General features: G+C 44.2%; 13 protein-coding genes. 8 read left to right on the forward strand and 5 right to left on the reverse strand.

Features of this window, described 5'->3' with window-relative positions; genetic code table 11:
- The 4 genes from dnaA (at position 1) to gyrB (ending at position 6321) form a co-directional block, all read left to right on the forward strand.
- Complete coding sequence (gene dnaA / locus MP3633_RS00005; RefSeq protein ID WP_112135445.1) at positions 1–1557, forward strand: chromosomal replication initiator protein DnaA; 1557 nt, start codon at positions 1–3, stop codon at positions 1555–1557.
- 32 nt (positions 1558–1589) lie between these two features.
- The gene (gene dnaN / locus MP3633_RS00010; protein WP_112135443.1) at positions 1590–2687 is read left to right on the forward strand and encodes a DNA polymerase III subunit beta; all 1098 of its coding nucleotides are present in this window, start codon (positions 1590–1592) and stop codon (positions 2685–2687) included.
- A 103-nt stretch (positions 2688–2790) separates the two neighbouring features.
- Entirely contained in the window at positions 2791–3897 is a 1107-nt protein-coding gene (recF, locus tag MP3633_RS00015; protein ID WP_176333946.1) for a DNA replication/repair protein RecF, read from the forward strand.
- A complete protein-coding gene (gyrB, locus tag MP3633_RS00020; RefSeq protein WP_176333947.1) occupies positions 3898–6321 on the forward strand; it encodes a DNA topoisomerase (ATP-hydrolyzing) subunit B in 2424 nt (807 codons plus the stop codon).
- A 236-nt stretch (positions 6322–6557) separates the two neighbouring features.
- Here the strand turns inward: gyrB and MP3633_RS00025 are convergent, their stop codons facing one another.
- Together MP3633_RS00025 and MP3633_RS00030 are read right to left on the reverse strand one after the other, a co-directional pair.
- On the reverse strand, positions 6558–7841 hold the full coding sequence (locus MP3633_RS00025) for an NAD(P)/FAD-dependent oxidoreductase (RefSeq protein WP_176333948.1): 1284 nt from the start codon (positions 7839–7841) through the stop codon (positions 6558–6560).
- 12 nt (positions 7842–7853) lie between these two features.
- On the reverse strand, positions 7854–9344 hold the full coding sequence (locus tag MP3633_RS00030) for an aldehyde dehydrogenase (protein WP_176333949.1): 1491 nt from the start codon (positions 9342–9344) through the stop codon (positions 7854–7856).
- Between the two features lie 214 nt (positions 9345–9558).
- Here MP3633_RS00030 and aguB point away from each other — a divergent pair, with 214 nt between their 5' ends.
- Positions 9559–10434, forward strand: a complete 876-nt coding sequence (aguB, locus tag MP3633_RS00035; protein ID WP_176333950.1) for an N-carbamoylputrescine amidase — start codon at positions 9559–9561, stop codon at positions 10432–10434.
- A gap of 11 nt (positions 10435–10445) precedes the next feature.
- Positions 10446–11522, forward strand: a complete 1077-nt coding sequence (aguA, locus tag MP3633_RS00040; protein WP_176333951.1) for an agmatine deiminase — start codon at positions 10446–10448, stop codon at positions 11520–11522.
- 80 nt (positions 11523–11602) lie between these two features.
- Here the strand turns inward: aguA and MP3633_RS00045 are convergent, their stop codons facing one another.
- Both MP3633_RS00045 and MP3633_RS00050 read right to left on the reverse strand, forming a co-directional pair.
- Positions 11603–12724, reverse strand: a complete 1122-nt coding sequence (locus MP3633_RS00045) for an extracellular solute-binding protein (protein WP_280526389.1) — start codon at positions 12722–12724, stop codon at positions 11603–11605.
- A gap of 85 nt (positions 12725–12809) precedes the next feature.
- Entirely contained in the window at positions 12810–14153 is a 1344-nt protein-coding gene (locus MP3633_RS00050; protein ID WP_176333952.1) for a glutamine synthetase family protein, read from the reverse strand.
- Positions 14154–14393: 240 nt separating this feature from the next.
- Here MP3633_RS00050 and MP3633_RS00055 point away from each other — a divergent pair, with 240 nt between their 5' ends.
- A complete protein-coding gene (locus MP3633_RS00055) occupies positions 14394–15671 on the forward strand; it encodes an NAD(P)/FAD-dependent oxidoreductase (RefSeq protein WP_176333953.1) in 1278 nt (425 codons plus the stop codon).
- A 103-nt stretch (positions 15672–15774) separates the two neighbouring features.
- The gene (locus MP3633_RS00060) at positions 15775–16428 is read left to right on the forward strand and encodes a TetR/AcrR family transcriptional regulator (RefSeq protein WP_176333954.1); all 654 of its coding nucleotides are present in this window, start codon (positions 15775–15777) and stop codon (positions 16426–16428) included.
- A gap of 33 nt (positions 16429–16461) precedes the next feature.
- Here MP3633_RS00060 and MP3633_RS00065 read toward each other — a convergent pair whose 3' ends face one another.
- A complete protein-coding gene (locus MP3633_RS00065) occupies positions 16462–17280 on the reverse strand; it encodes a response regulator transcription factor (protein ID WP_176333955.1) in 819 nt (272 codons plus the stop codon).
- Positions 17281–17335: the final 55 nt, after the last annotated feature.

Below are 17335 nucleotides of genomic sequence, written 5' to 3' on the forward strand. Positions count from 1 at the left end.
GTGTCTTTGGAGCATTGGAATCTTTGTCTGCAGCGCTTGCAGGGTGAGTTTTCCACATCCCAGTTCAACACCTGGATCCGTCCATTACAGGCTGAAATGATGCCGAATGGAGAGTTGTGCTTAAGTGCACCGAATCGTTTTGTGTTGGATTGGGTGAGTAACAAATATCAAATGCGCATAAAAGAGTTATTGTCTGAATTTGCAGGTGATGATCTTGCCCCGCCTTTAAAATTGACGGTGAAAGCTCAAAACTTTGCTCAAGCAAATCAAATGTCTCCACCTCCCCCTCCCATTCCTAGTGCGCCTGCTTCCAGCCCTTTAAATAATGAAGTGGCGAGAGAATCCGGCTATCGTCCTGGATTTGGACTAATGGATGACGAAGAAGGTTCGCCACCAGCGGGTCTTGAATTTGAAGCCCCTTTGACACTTTCTGCAACAGGCAGAGGATTACGTGGGGAACTTGAACCTTATGAACAGGGGCAGCTACCCTTAGCAGCCCCAAAACGTAAAGTTCAGGTAGAAGGTGGGATCAATCACGGTGCGAATCTGAATAATTCATTTACCTTTGATAACTTTATAGAAGGTAAATCTAACCAGCTTGCTCATGCGGCCGCATTACAGGTTGCTGAAAATCCCGGTGGTGCATACAACCCTCTGTTTATTTATGGCGGCGTTGGTTTGGGTAAAACTCACTTAATGCAAGCCGTGGGCACCGAGTTAATGCGTCATAATCCGAATGCCAAAGTCGTCTATTTGCATTCTGAACGTTTTGTGGCGGACATGGTAAAAGCGCTACAATTGAACGCGATTAATGATTTTAAACGCTATTATCGTACCGTTGATGCGTTACTAATTGATGATATTCAGTTTTTTGCCGGAAAAGACCGAACACAAGAAGAGTTTTTTCACACCTTCAATGCGCTACTAGAAGGTGGTCAGCAGATGATTCTGACCTGTGACCGCTACCCAAAAGAGATTCAAGGGCTAGAAGATCGTCTTAAGTCTCGTTTTGGCTGGGGACTAACTGTTGCCATTGAACCGCCAGAATTGGAAACGCGAGTCGCTATTTTGATGAGCAAAGCAGAAGAAAGTGGCATTAAGTTATCTTATGACTCCGCTTTCTTTATTGCTCAAAAAATACGTTCAAACGTGCGAGAATTAGAAGGCGCTTTAAAACGTGTTATTGCCAACTCACATTTTACGGGTCGAGCAATTACACCGGATTTTGTTCGTGAGTCCTTAAAAGACCTTTTGGCCTTGCAAGATAAGCTGGTAAACATTGATAATATCCAGCGAATTGTGGCGGAATACTACAAAATTAAAATCAGCGATCTACTGTCGAAGCGTCGTAGTCGGTCCGTTGCTCGTCCTCGTCAAGTGGCGATGTCGTTAGCAAAAGAATTAACGAATCACAGTTTGCCAGAGATTGGTGATGCATTTGGTGGACGTGATCATACGACCGCCTTGCATGCGATTCGTAAGATAAAAGAACTGCAAGATACGGATTCGGATATCCGTGAAGACTACAAACAATTGATGCGAATTCTGACCACCTGATGGTCTAAGACTTTGAGTTTACGAGGAAAATAATGAAATTTTCAGTCGTCCGCGAGACACTTCTTAAGCCACTTCAACTAGTGGCAGGCGTTGTAGAGCGCAAGCAAACCATGCCTGTTTTGGCCAATGTTCTGCTTGAAGTTAAAGACCAAATATTAACCCTTACCGGTTCAGATTTAGAGGTAGAGTTAATTGGTCATGTACCATTAGATGAGTGCGAAGAGGGCCGTATTACCGTTCCTGCTCGTAAGCTGATGGACATTTGTAAAAGCCTACCTGACAGCGCAGTGATTGAATTTACACTGGATGAGCAAAAAGCCGTGATCCGCTCTGGCCGTTCACGCTTTAGTTTGTCTACGTTACCAGCGGATGAATTTCCAAATATTCAAGACATGCAAGGTGATTTGACGGTTTCTATTCCTCAAAACAGTGTGCGTCGTTTGATTGATCGCACAGGCTTTGCTATGGCGAACCAAGATGTGCGTTATTACTTGAATGGCATGTTATTGGAAGTGGCTGATGGCCAGTTACGAGTTGTTTCAACCGATGGTCATCGGTTGGCGACAGCGGTTGAAGACGCACAAGTGAGTGGCGATTTAACGCAAGTTATTGTGCCCCGTAAAGGTGTTTTGGAATTAAACCGTCTATTAAATGACACAGATGAATTGGTTGAGCTTGCTATAGGCACTAACCATATCCGTGCCAAAGTTGCAGATTATATTTTCACTTCTAAATTGGTGGATGGAAAATTTCCTGACTACCATCGAGTTATTCCTCGTAATAATGAAAAAATCATCATCGCAGATCGTTTAGAGCTGCGTCAGGTTTTCTTACGAGCGTCGATTTTATCAAACGAGAAATACCGTGGTGTACGCTTGATTTTGTCTAACGGTATGCTGCAAGTGTTTGCCAACAACCCAGAGCAAGAAGAAGCCGAAGAGTCCGTATTGGTTCAATACCAAGGCGATAATATGGAAGTGGGCTTCAATGTTGGCTATTTGTTGGACGTATTGGGTGTCGTCGACACACAGGAAGTACGTTTGTCACTAAACGACTCTAACAGCAGTGCTTTGATTGAAGAAGCAGACAGTCATGCCGCGCAATACGTTGTCATGCCTATGCGTTTGTAAACACGGCCTAATAATCTGTTTGATAGCAATACAACCCGTTTGGCATTTTAGAACGTTAAATAGCTAAGCGGGTCTTCCCTACCCTAAGTAAGGTTTATCTGTTATGCCGCTGGTGCGTTTGGACATCTCTCATGTTCGCAACCTTTCTAGTGTGCGTTTTGAACCTTCGCCTCAAGTGAATGTGATTGTCGGTAAAAATGGCAGTGGCAAAACCTCTGTTTTGGAAGCCATCCATCTTTTGTCTTTTGGCCGTTCCTTTCGAAGCCATAAACATAAAACCTATATCCAATACGAAAACGACGCTTGTCTCGTCTTTGCCCAGTTACATCAAAATCAAGGTAATCCTATCCCTATCGGCCTGCAACGTCATCGAGATGGCCAGATTGATGTTCGAATCCAAGGGCAACGAGCACAATCGGTGGTAGAGCTTGCTGAACGCTTACCTGTGCAACTAATTAACCCTGATGCGTTTCGATTATTAGAAGGATCTCCGAGTATTCGACGTCAATTTATCGACTGGGGTGCTTTTCATTTTGATAAAGGCTTCATTCATGCGTGGAGAGGCTGGCAAAAAGCATTAAAACAGCGGAATACCTTGCTCAGACGTGGTAAAATCTCCAACAGTTTATTGGCGGCATTTGATCAGGAACTGATCCGCTTAGGTGGACAAGTGAATGAGTCCCGAAAAGCCTATGTGGAAAAACTCACACCACATTTCACGACCGTTTTGTCTTTGTTATCGACAGAACTGTCGGTTGATTTGCAGTTTTTTCAAGGTTGGGACGCACAGAAAAGTTTACAAATGGCGGTTGAAGCTGGGCGAGAGCGAGATATTGAGTTGGGTTACACACATACAGGCCCCCAAAGGGCGGATTTACGTGTAAAAACCGCCACGGGCGATGCGTTAGATTCGCTGTCTCGTGGTCAATTAAAGCTGGTGGTATCCGCACTTAAAATTGCTCAAGGACAACTACTGATCGATATGGGTCGCCCTCTGGTGTTTTTAGTGGATGATTTACCAGCAGAGTTGGATGCCAATCATAGACAGAAACTCTGTCAATTATTGGAATCATTAAACAGCCAAATTTTTATTACCAGTGTTGAACCCGATACAACGGATTTTACTTGGGCCGACACAACAGACGTTCGTCAGTTTTCTATGAGTAACGGCGAATTGTCTCTATTGAGCAAAGGTTTGCAGGAGAGTTAAATGAGTGAAAATAAATACGATTCGTCCAGTATCAAGGTGCTCAAAGGGCTAGATGCCGTACGTAAACGCCCTGGCATGTATATCGGCGATACGGATGATGGTACTGGTTTGCACCACATGGTATTTGAAGTCGTGGATAACTCCATTGATGAAGCCCTTGCTGGTCATTGTGACACTGTTACTGTGCTTATTCACCCAGATGAATCCATCTCTGTATCGGATAATGGCCGTGGTATTCCGGTTGATATCCATGAAGAAGAAGGTATATCTGCTGCAGAAGTGATCATGACTGTCTTGCATGCTGGCGGTAAGTTCGATGACAACTCTTACAAGGTATCTGGTGGCCTTCACGGTGTTGGGGTTTCTGTTGTAAACGCCCTATCTGAAGCCCTTACACTTACCATCCGCAAAAATGGCAAAGTATACGAACAATTTTATGTGCATGGTGTGCCACAAGCACCATTGGCGGTTGTTGGCGATTCTGACGGCGCAGGCACCACCGTTCATTTCAAACCATCCCCTAATACATTCAACAACATCTTATTTGTTTATGATATTTTGGCGAAACGTCTACGTGAATTGTCATTCTTGAACTCAGGTGTGGCTATTCGACTAAAAGATGAGCGCACTGGAAAAGAAGATTTTTTTAACTATGACGGTGGTTTACGTTCGTTTGTAGAACATTTGAACACGAACAAAACACCGATCAACGACATCTTCCACTTTATTTGCCAACGTGATGACCTAGAAGACGGCATCGCCGTTGAAATCGCATTACAGTGGAACGAAGGCTTCCAAGAAAACATCTACTGTTACACCAACAATATTCCACAACGCGATGGCGGTACTCACCTAGCCGGTTTTCGTGGCGCGTTGACGCGTACGCTAAACAACTTTATTGAAAAAGAAGGCCTAGCGAAAAAGCAGAAAGTCGCGACAACGGGCGATGATAGTCGTGAAGGTTTAACCGCTATTGTGTCTGTGAAAGTGCCAGATCCTAAGTTCTCTTCTCAAACCAAAGACAAGCTTGTGTCTTCAGAAGTAAAAACCGCGGTAGAGCAGGAAATGAGTAAACGCTTTGCCGAATATTTACTTGAGAAACCAGGTGAAGCCAAAATCATTGTGAATAAGATGATTGATGCGGCTCGTGCTCGTGAAGCCGCGCGTCGTGCTCGTGATATGACTCGCCGTAAAGGCGCGTTAGACATTGCTGGCTTGCCAGGTAAATTGGCTGACTGTCAGGAGAAAGACCCAGCGCTTTCTGAAATCTACCTAGTGGAGGGTGATTCTGCCGGTGGTTCGGCAAAACAAGGTCGTGATCGTCGTACTCAAGCGATTTTACCGCTTAAAGGTAAAATCCTTAACGTCGAAAAAGCGCGCTTTGACAAAATGTTGGCGTCTGTTGAAGTCGGCACTCTAATTACCGCACTGGGTTGTGGTATCGGCCGTGACGAATTCAACGCAGACAAGTTACGCTACCACAGTATCGTTATCATGACCGATGCCGATGTGGATGGATCGCACATTCGTACTTTGTTGTTGACCTTCTTCTTCCGTCAAATGCCAGAAATCATTGAACGTGGACACATCTTCATTGCCCAACCGCCTTTGTTCAAAATTAAACGTGGTAAGCATGAACAGTACATCAAAGATGAAGCTGCCATGGACCAACATCTTATCGAAGTGGCGCTTGATGGTGCTCACATGCACGTCAACGCAGATGCTCCGGGGATTCAAGGTGAGTATTTAGCGAAGCTTGTTCGTGATTACATTCACATTGAAACGGATTTAAATCGTTTGTCTCGTGTGTATCCAAAAGATGTCATGAGCAAACTTTTGTACTGCAAAGCGCTGACACAAGAAAACCTAACGAATGAAGCCGCTGTATTGGAATGGGTCGAAGCCATTCGTAATCAAATGCCACAAGATGCACGCACCGGTTTCCGTTTTGATTTCTCGGTTGAAAAAGATGACGAGCGTAATATCTACTTGCCAGTTGTCGACATCATGTCTCATGGCGTATCGAACCGTTACCGTTTTGAAGGGACTTTCTTTAACTCGCCTGAGTACAAACGTATTGTCGCTATGTCTGAAACCGTAGCGGAATTGTTTGGTGAAGAATCCTTCATTCAGCGTGGTGAACGTCGTGAAGCCGTGAAAACCATCAGCGACATGAAAGCGTGGTTGATGAAAGAAGCGTCTCGTGGCATGACAATCCAGCGATACAAAGGACTGGGTGAGATGAACCCTGATCAGCTTTGGGAAACTACCATGGACCCTGAAGCACGTCGCATGCTTCGCGTTACCATCGATGACGCTGTTGCAGCGGATCAAATGTTCACGACCTTAATGGGTGATGAAGTCGAACCGCGTCGTAATTTCATTCAAGAAAACGCCTTGAACGTAGCGAACTTAGACATATAAAGCCTGAATAGTAAAATGCTTTCAAAAAACGGTTAGAGCGAAAGCTCTAACCGTTTTTTTATGGGTTCTTGCCAAATTTTGATAAACCACCTTCCTTGCTTGTCTAACGTGATAACGATGGCATTGGCGTAGCCTAATCTAACGCCTTTATTATGACCTTAAACCATAGTTTTAAAATAAGTAAAGCCGCTCGAAAGCGGCTTTACTTTATGTTGATACGTTATTGAGGATAAGAATTAAATGCCCAGTTTATCTCGTATATTGTAGTACACCGCACCAACTGCTGTGTAAGGAATACGGAGCATTCGTCCACCAGGGAATTGATATTGTGGCATGCTGGCGAATACATCAAAGCGTTCTGTATCACCGTCAATCGCATCGGATAGAATTTCTCCCATCAAATGGGAATTGGTCACACCGTGGCCTGAATAGCCTTGGGCGTAGTAGAGGTTATCGCCAATCTTACCAACTTGTGGCATACGCATCATGGTCAGAAGAAAGTTTCCTGTCCATGCAAAGTCGATTTTCACGTTTTGAAGAATCGGGTAGGTTTTGAGCATTTTCGGTACGATAATGGATTCAATTTTGCCTGGATCACGAGCACCATACGTTGTCCCGCCCCCATAAATTAGCCGACCGTCTCCTGAGAGACGATAATAATCTAATAAGTAGTTACAGTCTTCGACACAATGTCCAGTTGGTAACAGTTTCTTTTGGATGTCTTCAGGTAAAGGTTCGGTGGCGATGACTTGGGTGCCACAAGGCATGGCTTTTTTCTCTACCTCTGGAAGTAAACCAAACATATAAGCATTACCAGCGACAACAATGGTGTCTGCAACAACAACGCCTTGTTTGGTCACGACTCTGCCAGGTTTTCCTTGTTCGAGACGAATGACTTCGGAGTCTTCAAAGATTTGACCACCGAGTTCTTCAAAGGCTTTTGCTTGGCCTAGTACAAGGTTCAATGGCTGAATGTGCCCACCCTTTCGATCTAACAAGCCACCTGCGTAACGATCTGATCCGATGTGGTCTTGAATCGATGATGCAGAGAGCAATTCCAACTCATTATGGCCGTGAGATTCCCATAACGCTTTTTTGGCTTTAAGGTCTTCAAATTGTTTTGGGTTACACGCTGCGAAGAGATTGCCATGCTTTAGATCACAATCGATATTGTATTTTTTGATACGATGACGAATCAATTCAGAGCCAGCAAATGCCATCTTTGCCATTTTTTGACCAATATCTTCGCCATAGCTTTTGAAGATGTAGTCGATGTCACGGTTGAAGCTGTTAACGATCTGACCACCATTTCGACCAGACGCACCGAACCCGATGCGGCTGCCTTCGACGACTATTACCCGCTTGCCTTTTTCGGCTAGGCTTAATGCGGTTGAGATACCGGTGAACCCTGCGCCGACGACACAGACGTCGCAACGATGTTCGCCAGTCAGCTGAGGACGAATGGCTTTGTCATTAGCAGAGGCCGCGTAATACGAATTTGCATGATTAGGAGATGACATAGATAACCTCTGTTATTTTAAGCTAATCCAAGTGTTTTTAATTTCGGTGTATTTTTCCAGTGCATGCCAAGACTTATCGCGGCCATTACCAGACGCTTTAACGCCACCAAATGGTACCGTAGTGTCGCCATCACCCCATGTATTAACCCACACCATGCCGGACTCTAATAGACGACTCACGCGGTGCGCTCGTGCTAAATCATTGGTCCATATTGATGCACCTAAACCGTACTTTGAATCATTTGCTAATTCGATGGCTTCGTCTTCAGTGTCAAACGTCATTACCGCTAACACTGGACCGAAGATTTCTTCGCGAACGAATTCCATCTCGTGGCTGGCGTCCGTAAAGATGGTCGGTTTAGCATAGAAGCCTTGGCCTTTCTGATAATCAGGAATTCCCCCGAACGTAAGCGTAGCGCCGTCTGCGATCGCACTTTTTATAAAGCGTGTCACGGTATCAAGCTGAGCTTTGTCGACCATGGGCCCCATTTTTGTTGCAGGGTCTAACGGATCGCCCGGCACGTAGGCTTTTGCTGCGTCGAGCAGCGCAACCATGAATTCGTCTTTGATACTGCGATGAATATACAAGCGGGAGCAAGCAATACATACTTCCCCTTGGTTAGTGAAGATAGCTGACGCAGCGCCTTTTGCCGCCGCTGGGATGTCTTTACAGTCATCAAAAACGATGCATGGTGATTTCCCACCTGCTTCGAGCCAAACCCGTTTCATATTGGATTGACCTGCGTATTGCATTAACATTCCAGCGACACGGCTTGAACCTGTAAAGGCCAAGGTGCCGATATCATGGTGCAGCGCAAGAGATTTCCCCGCGGTATGACCAAAGCCTGGGAGGACGTTGAATACACCGTTTGGAACCCCTGCTTGGGTTGCTAACTCGGCAATTCTTAGCGCGCTCAAAGGGGACTTTTCAGAGGGTTTTAAGATCACACTGTTACCGGCTGCTAGGGCTGGCGCGATTTTCCACATTACCATCATTAGAGGGTAATTCCACGGTGTAATGATTGCCACTACGCCTAGTGGCTCACGGCTAATGAGAGCTAAATGGTCAGGATTAGTTGGCGCAATTTCACCATATAGTTTATCGATGCACTCTGCTGACCAACGTAAACTGTCAATCGAGTCTGGCACGTCTATATTGACCATCTCGGAAATAGACTTGCCCATATCTAAGGTATCGATTAGGGCTAGTTCATCTTGGTTTTCTTCTAGCAAGTCTGCCCATTTTTGTAGGATACGTTTGCGTTTGTTTGGGGGCATGTTTGACCATACACCACTCTTAAAAGCGTTTTTTGCGGCTGCAGTGGCAAGGTTTACATCCGCTTCATCACAACTGGATACTTTAACCAGCAAAGACTCATCTGTCGGGTTGATGCAATCAAACGTTTCACCGCTTTGAGCTGGCGTAAAAACACCATTAATGTAAGCGTTGGAGTGCAGGCCAATAGTGTTTCGAAGGGCTTGCCATTCTTGATAGGTTTTCATACGTAATTCCTTTCTTTGTCGTTGAACAAAAAACGCTTAATGAGTGGCTATGAATCTAAATTAACTGAATACCGCCCTTTCACACCATATCCCCGTGGGGGTATATCGTAATTTTCCGAATTCTCTAATATGACCTAATTCGCTCAAGAACATCGTTTAGCTCGATAAAACAATGAAAATACCTTAATAAAATGTCGCTTGGAGAACTCTGCCTATGTCAAAGATAACCGTTGCCGCCACGCAAATGCATTGCACGTGGAATCAGAAAGATAACGTCGATCGTGCTGAAAAGCTAATACGTTTGGCGGCAGCAAAAGGCGCTCAAATTATTCTTATTCAGGAATTGTTTGAAACGCCATATTTTTGCATTGAAATTCACGAGCCTTATCATAATCTGGCCACAAGGCTAGAAGAAAACGTGGCTTTTAAACGTTTTCAAGAACTGGCTGCAGAACTCAAGGTTGTTTTGCCATTTAGTTGGTTTGAGAAAGCTGGACAAGTGCGTTTTAACTCACTGGCAATGATTGATGCTGGCGGCGAATTACTTGGCGTCTATCGAAAAACACACATTCCAGACAGCGATGGCTATCTTGAAAAATATTACTTTAGCCCCGGAGATACGGGTTTTAAAGTGTGGAATACTCGATTTGGTTGTATTGGTGTGGGTATTTGCTGGGATCAATGGTTTCCAGAAACAGCACGTGCCATGGCATTAATGGGTGCTGATTTGCTGCTTTTTCCAACAGCAATTGGGTCTGAACCTAGCCAATCTGATCTCGATAGCATGCCTCATTGGACCAATACGATGCGTGGCCACGCAGCAGCGAATCAAACACCAGTCATTGCTTCTAATCGTATTGGTACTGAACAGGCTGAACATCGTGATTTAGCGCTAACATTTTATGGCTCGTCATTTATTTGTGACGAGCGTGGTGAGCTCATCGAACAAGCAGATCGTGACAGTGAATGTATCCTTGTGCATACGTTCGATTTGGAGAAAGTTCGCACCCAGCGTAAAGCATGGGGGCTTTTCCGTGACCGTCGCCCCGAGCATTATGACGTCATCAAAACCCTCGATGGCCAAATTTAATAGGAGATATCATGTTAACCACGCCAAAAGCAGATCATTTCTGGATGCCCGGCGAACATAGTCCACAGAGTACTGTATGGCTAGCATGGCCGACGCGCCCTGATAATTGGCGCGATAATGGCTTGCCAGCACAAGCGGCGTTTATACATTTTATTGAACGCTTAAGTGGATATGTCACCGTAAAAGTAGCGGTTTTGCCTGAATTCGAAGCGCAAGCTCAAAGTATGTTGCCCTGTACTACTCAGCTTTTTCCTATGGCCTACAATGACGCTTGGATGAGGGACATTGGCCCAACGATGCTTATTAATGAAGCGGGAGTTAAACGTGCTGTAAATTGGAAGTTTAATGCTTGGGGTGGTGAACTGGATGGTTTGTATGACGATTGGTCAAATGATCAGCTGGTTGCTGCTAACGTCGCCTCGCAAGAAGGTGTAGAACGCTATGATGCTTCTCTATTTCTTGAAGGTGGTTCCATTCATTGTGATGGTGAGGGGACACTTTATACTACTGAAGAGTGTTTGTTACATCCGAGTCGTAATCCTGATTTAAGTCGAGAAGACATTGAAGCGCAGCTTAAAGAATATTTGTCTATTGATACCATTATCTGGTTGCCTCTAGGGTTATTCAATGATGAAACCAATGGACATATCGACAACATCTTGCATGTTATTCGCCCTGGCGAAGTGTTACTGACAGTCTGCTATGATAAAAAAGACCCTCAATACGCCATCAGCCAGCAGGCATTAGAAATATTGTCTAACGCGCGTGATGCCCGTGGTCGTAACATTATTGTGCATGAGTTGCCTATGCCTGGGCCGCTATTTATGACGGAAGAGGAAGCTTCAGGATTAGTACAGCCAGACCGTATGCAGCGCGTAACGAATGATCGTTTGGCAGGCTCTTATGCGAATTGTTTAATTTGTAATGGCGCCGTGTTTTATCCATTATTAGATGAAAAAAACGACATAATCGCCCATGGTGTCTTACAGACGGCTTTTCCTAACCACGTACTTATAGGCATTCCAGCGCGTGATATTTTGTTAGGGGGTGGTAATTTGCACTGTATTACACAACAAATTCCTGCTTAGTTTTCTTGTTAAGTATCTGAAAAAAATGCCTAGCAATCGCTAGGCATTTTTTATGTTTCTATAAGGACGGCTAAGTTAGATCAGTGTCCGGTTTTAATATCCGTCCATAATCGCACCATTAAACGATCGATTTTCAACCCTCTTACTTTCTGAGCGAACATTTTTTTCTTCACTTCATCGCTTGGATAAATGCCTTTATTATTCGTAATATCAGGGTCTTGTAGCGACATGGCATCTAAGTTCGGATTGGCATAAGCAACGTAGTTTGATACATCCGCAATGATTTCAGGGCGCAATAAGAAGTTGATAAATTTATAGGCTGCTTCTTTGTTTTCAGCGCCTTTAGGCACCGCGAGCATGTCAAACCAGATCTGTGTACCCTCTTTAGGAATACTGTATTCGATGTTCACACCGTTATCCGCTTCGATGGCTCGATCTTGTGCTTGAATGACATCTCCTGACCAACCAATGGCCACACAGATGTCGCCGTTAGCAAGCGCGCTGATGTATTGAGAAGAATGGAATTGACTTACATAGGGACGAATATTTTTGAGTAAGGTCGCGGCCTCACTGTCTAGTGCGTAGTCTTTCGGGTCGCGACTGTTTGGATTTTTACCCAAATAGTTGAGCGTCAGTGGGTACAGTTCATCTGGTGAGTCTAAAAACATAACACCACATTTTTGCAGTTTGGCCATGTTCTCTGGTTTAAATACTAAGTCCCAGCTGTTTACAGGCGCATCTTCCCCTAATACTTCTTTTACTTTATCGACGTTGTAGCCAATTCCCGTTGTTCCCCATAAATACGGTACGCCATATTGGTTGCCCGGATCGACAGCTTCGAGGAAGGACAACAGTTCTGGATCGAGGTGTTTTAGGTTGGTTAGCTGGTCTTTGTCCAGTTTACCAAACACGCCTGCTTGAATTTGACGGCCCATAAAAGAGGCAGTAGGAACCACCAAATCATAACCTGAACTACCAGCAAGGAGCTTTGCTTCTAGTACTTCATTGCTGTCAAAAACGTCTTGTATTACTTGAATGCCAGTTTCTTTTTCAAAACGTTCAATGGTATCTTCAGCAATGTAATCCGACCAATTGAAGAATTTTAGTGTTTCTGCAGATACAGAGGTGGCTGTCGTACCTAACGCACAGACGATACCCACAATCGGCAATATTTGGCGCATTTTATGATTTTTTTGTATCATGATTTGGTTCCTTCAATGATAAAGCTATATAAAACCACGCAAGGCTTTTTTATCCTTGTCATGATCTATAGCAGATTAAAAATGATTACACGTTGAGCAAAAGATGCTCTCGTTCCCAAGAGCTTATGACCCGGTTAAAGGTCTCGAACTCACTGCGTTTTACGCCCATATAAGCGGTAACAAAGTCATTTCCTAGGATGTCACACAATGGTTCGCATTCTTCCAATAGGCGCAAGCCTTCTTCTAGCGTTCGGGCAATTTCTACTTCCGGATAGTCGGATGGTGGCTCATTGTTTTTGACAGGATCCGTTGGCTGTATTTTTTGTTTCATACCTAAATAGCCACAAGCGAGAGTCGCAGCGATGGCAAGATAAGGGTTGGAGTCGGCGCCAGGAAAACGGTTCTCTATACGTGTGGCTTCTGGTGGTGCAAAGGGAATACGTAGCCCAGCGGTACGGTTATCAAATCCCCAATTCATATTGATAGGCGCTGCCATTTCTGGCGAGAAACGTCGATAAGAATTGACGTTTGGAGCAAAGAAAGAAATCGCATTAGGCGTGAATCTCTGTAATCCCCCTAAATAGTGGTAAAACAATTCGCTGGGTTTACCGTTGTCATTAAAAACGTTTTTCCCTGTTTTAACGTCTACTAAACTTTGGTGAATGTGCATTGAACTGCCGGGTTCATTTTTCATTGGTTTTGCCATAAAGGTCGCATAGACACCATGCTTAAGCGCTGCTTCACGTAAAGTACGTTTGAATACAAACACTTGGTCAGCGAGGTCTAATGGGTCACCGTGAATAAAGTTAATTTCCATTTGCGCGGCACCTGATTCATGAATCAAAGTGTCAACATCCAAATTTTGAGCTTCGCAATAACTGTATAGCGTATCAATGATGCCATTGAATTCATTTACGGCATCAATACTGTATGAACGACGTGATGTTTCTCTCTTTCCTGAGCGCCCGACGGCAGGTTTCAGTTCATAGTCTGGGTCCGTATTGGGTTGGATTAAATAAAATTCGACTTCTGGTGCGATGATGGGCTTTAGACCTTCTTTTTCGTAAAGCGACAATATGTGGCGCAAAATAGTACGACTAGCCAACGGATGAAGATTGCCATCGGTGGTATAACAGTCGTTGATTACTTGAGCGGTAGGCTCGTCGGCCCATGGCACCATACGCAGAGTGTTTGGATCAGGCTTAAGCACCATGTCACGATCACTTGCGTCGATAATGTCGTAATGGTTGTCGGCCCAATCACCTGTCACACTTTGCACCAGAACTGTTTCTGGAATGCGACCTGTCTTCTCTGCAAGGAATTTGAAGGTAGGGTAAAACTTACCCCGTGCGTTCCCTGTCATATCTGCAAGTGTTGACTCGACTTCAGTAATTGCATGCTCTTTTAAAAAAGCTTCAAACGCTGTCATAACTCACCTTAAGTTGGCTGCTTCACGAATATTTTTGGAGCAGTAACCTATTAATTACTGCCTCTGAGTATCAAATTTTATTTTCTATTAACCCGAATAATACTTCGGTTTAAACATTATTTTACTTTGATCATTAAATCAACACCTCGTTAAAAAATAAGTTCAGATTACAATTGACACTACCTATAAAATCGATCAATCATTCGGTTATTGAGTCTTGAACTATGACAGGAGTGCATCTTGAATAAACACGAACCATCGTATTATGAAGCCACGGCGAAAAATTTAGGAAGTCGTCCCCAGTTGGTGGGCGATCACAGCGCTGACATTTGTATTATAGGTGGTGGATTTACAGGTGCATCTGCGGCATTGCACCTTGCTGAGGCGGGTTACCAAGTCATTCTTTTGGAAGCCAATGAAATTGGTTGGGGGGCATCGGGTCGTAATGGAGGGCAAATTTGCCAAGGCCATAATATGGGCCATGCTGATATGGTCAGTAAAGTAGGAAAAGAAACGGCTGACCTACTGTGGCAAACCTCAATTGATTCTGTGACCATGGTCAAGGATCTTATTACGAAATATCAAATTGATTGTGATTTAACAGCGGGCGTGTTGCACGTGGCCTCTAAGTCACGCCATGCCGACGAAATTAAAGAAGAGGTTCATTATAAACGCAGCATTCTAAAGTACGAGGGTGTCGACTTTCTCGATGCAAAGGCCGTATCTGATAAGCTTGGCACTGATCGGTATTACGGTGGTGAGTGGTACAAAGAAGGTGCTCATATTCATCCTCTTAATTTTGCGCTTGGATTGGCAAAAGCCGCAGAGGCTCACGGTGCTAAACTTTACGATAACTCAGCCGTATTGGAATATGTCGATGGTAAGAATCCAGAAGTAATGACAGCGAAAGGCCGAGTGAAATGTCGTTATTTGTTGTTTGCTTGCAATGGTTATCTTGGGCATTTAAACGGCCCCGCAGCACGCAAAATAATGCCTATTAATAACTTTATTATCGCCACTGAACCATTGCCTGAAGCCGTTGCTGATCGTATTAACCCTGATCGTATTGCGGTTGCTGACTCAAAATTTGTGGTGAACTATTATCGCTTATCACGTGATAGACGCATGCTTTGGGGGGGAGGCGAAAACTACAGTCAACGTTTTCCTAAAGACATCGCTGGATTCGTCAAAAAACATATGGTGGCAACTTACCCAGAGTTAGGTGATTACCATATTGACTATGCTTGGGGTGGTACGCTTGCCATCACGCTTAATCGCATGCCGCATATTGCGCGCCAACAGGAAAACATATTTGTTGCTCATGGTTATTCCGGACACGGGGTGGCAATGGCAACCTATGCGGGGGCGATTTTTGCCAAGGCAGTACAAGGTTCGTTAGAAGAAATCGATGCATTTGAAAAGCTGCCTACCCATGACTTCCCCGGCGGTACATTGCTACGCTGGCCGGGGTTAGTTGCTGGCATGCTGTATTACTCGATGTTAGATCGTTTGCCGTGATTTGAAAAATGCCTAAGTATTGGTGTATTTAGTGCTCTTTGGTATGTGTATAATTTAAACAAATATTTGATGTATTCTGTTGATAAGGAAGCTACACCTGACCATGGCCAACCCCCCTACGACAATGAAAATTATGCAATCCGTTTCACCCCGCAGTGAGCCTGTTCAGTCTCGTTCTATTAAGCGTGCTCAGCAAATTTTAGATGTCACCAGTGAGTTACTTGAAACCGTTGGATTGAATGACCTAAACACAGCGATTATAGCGAAAGAAGTAGGCATTTCGGTGGGGTCGTTGTACCACTACTTTCCTAACAAACACGCCATTCTTTATGCCATGGGTAAGTCATGGCTCGACAGTATCGAAGAAGTACTTAAAGAGATCCAAGAGTGGGCTCTAGAGGACATGACACTGGCGCACTTTATCGATCAAGTAGTGGATATCAATCTACGTACCTACCGACAACAGCGTGCCGTATTACGCTTGGTACAAGCGATGTTCTCGGTGCAAGAATTGCGAGAATTGGACGAACGCCATGATGACATGGTGATCTCACAAATGGCCAAAGTGTTTAAGCGTATTGGCTTCAAAAAACATATTCGTGAGCGAGAGCGTATTGCACGTTTATACCTAGAAGTGACTCATAGCACGTATTTGGTCGTAGTAAACCAAAATGAGCGTCGTGCTGCGCGTACCCTAGCCGATCTCAAGTTGATGCTGACTTGTGTACTTGATCATCATCTTAATGAACCTGAATAATCATCTCTAATACAGACGATAACGGAATGTTAGCTAACTCTTTTTTCTATCTAATGTATCCAGATGACTTAAGAATAAGGTAAAAATCTCAGACTGTGTTGAAGTGTCTAATCTGGCGTGAATATTTTTCCGATGAACTTTAACTGTCCCGGCACTGATTCCTAGCTCGCTGGCGATGGACTTTGACGAGTGACCTTTGAGTAAGAGTCCTAGAATTTCCTGTTCACGAGTCGTTAATACACCGTGTGCAAAGCTTTTAAGTGCATATTTGAGTGGGCCTGAACTAGAGGCTCGTTCAACAAACTCCCCTGCTTGCGTCAACCAGAATTGACGAATCAATGCTTCCAATATAGGGAAGACACTTTTCAAATTATTCAATTCTGTACGGCGAATCGATCCCACTACTTTTTGACGACCTAGTGAAACGGCACACGTTGTTGTTTTGTCTAATTCTACTAAGATATTAATCTCATCAACTAAATCAAAGTTACGGTAACAGGTTTGGTAGTACTGCGTTTCTTCAAATGAATCAGGTGCCATGTCAACCAAGCGATATACGCCTGGTGTAATACCTTGTTGGATGGCATTAAACAGAGGGTCTAGCAGGTAGGCTTGGTTTAAATACATCCTTAGAGTGTGGCTCTGTTCACTCGGGTTACTGGGATGAATTAAAAGCGGTTTTAGCGTTTTTTTATACGTGACCATGATGATGGTATCAAAATAGCAAAGCTTACTAAGAGCGCTTTCTAAAGCAATGGGAAAACTAGGTACTCGAATGTGATTGGCGAGTGAGCCAAGGTCTTTCATTAGCTCGGGTAACGATAATTGTCCTCTAAGTGTATTGCTCGGCATTATGTTATGTCCTTTCTCATGTACTGCTGTTTACAAGCAATACATGAGCGTGCGC

The organism is Marinomonas primoryensis, from assembly GCF_013372285.1.
GTDB lineage: Bacteria > Pseudomonadota > Gammaproteobacteria > Pseudomonadales > Marinomonadaceae > Marinomonas > Marinomonas primoryensis.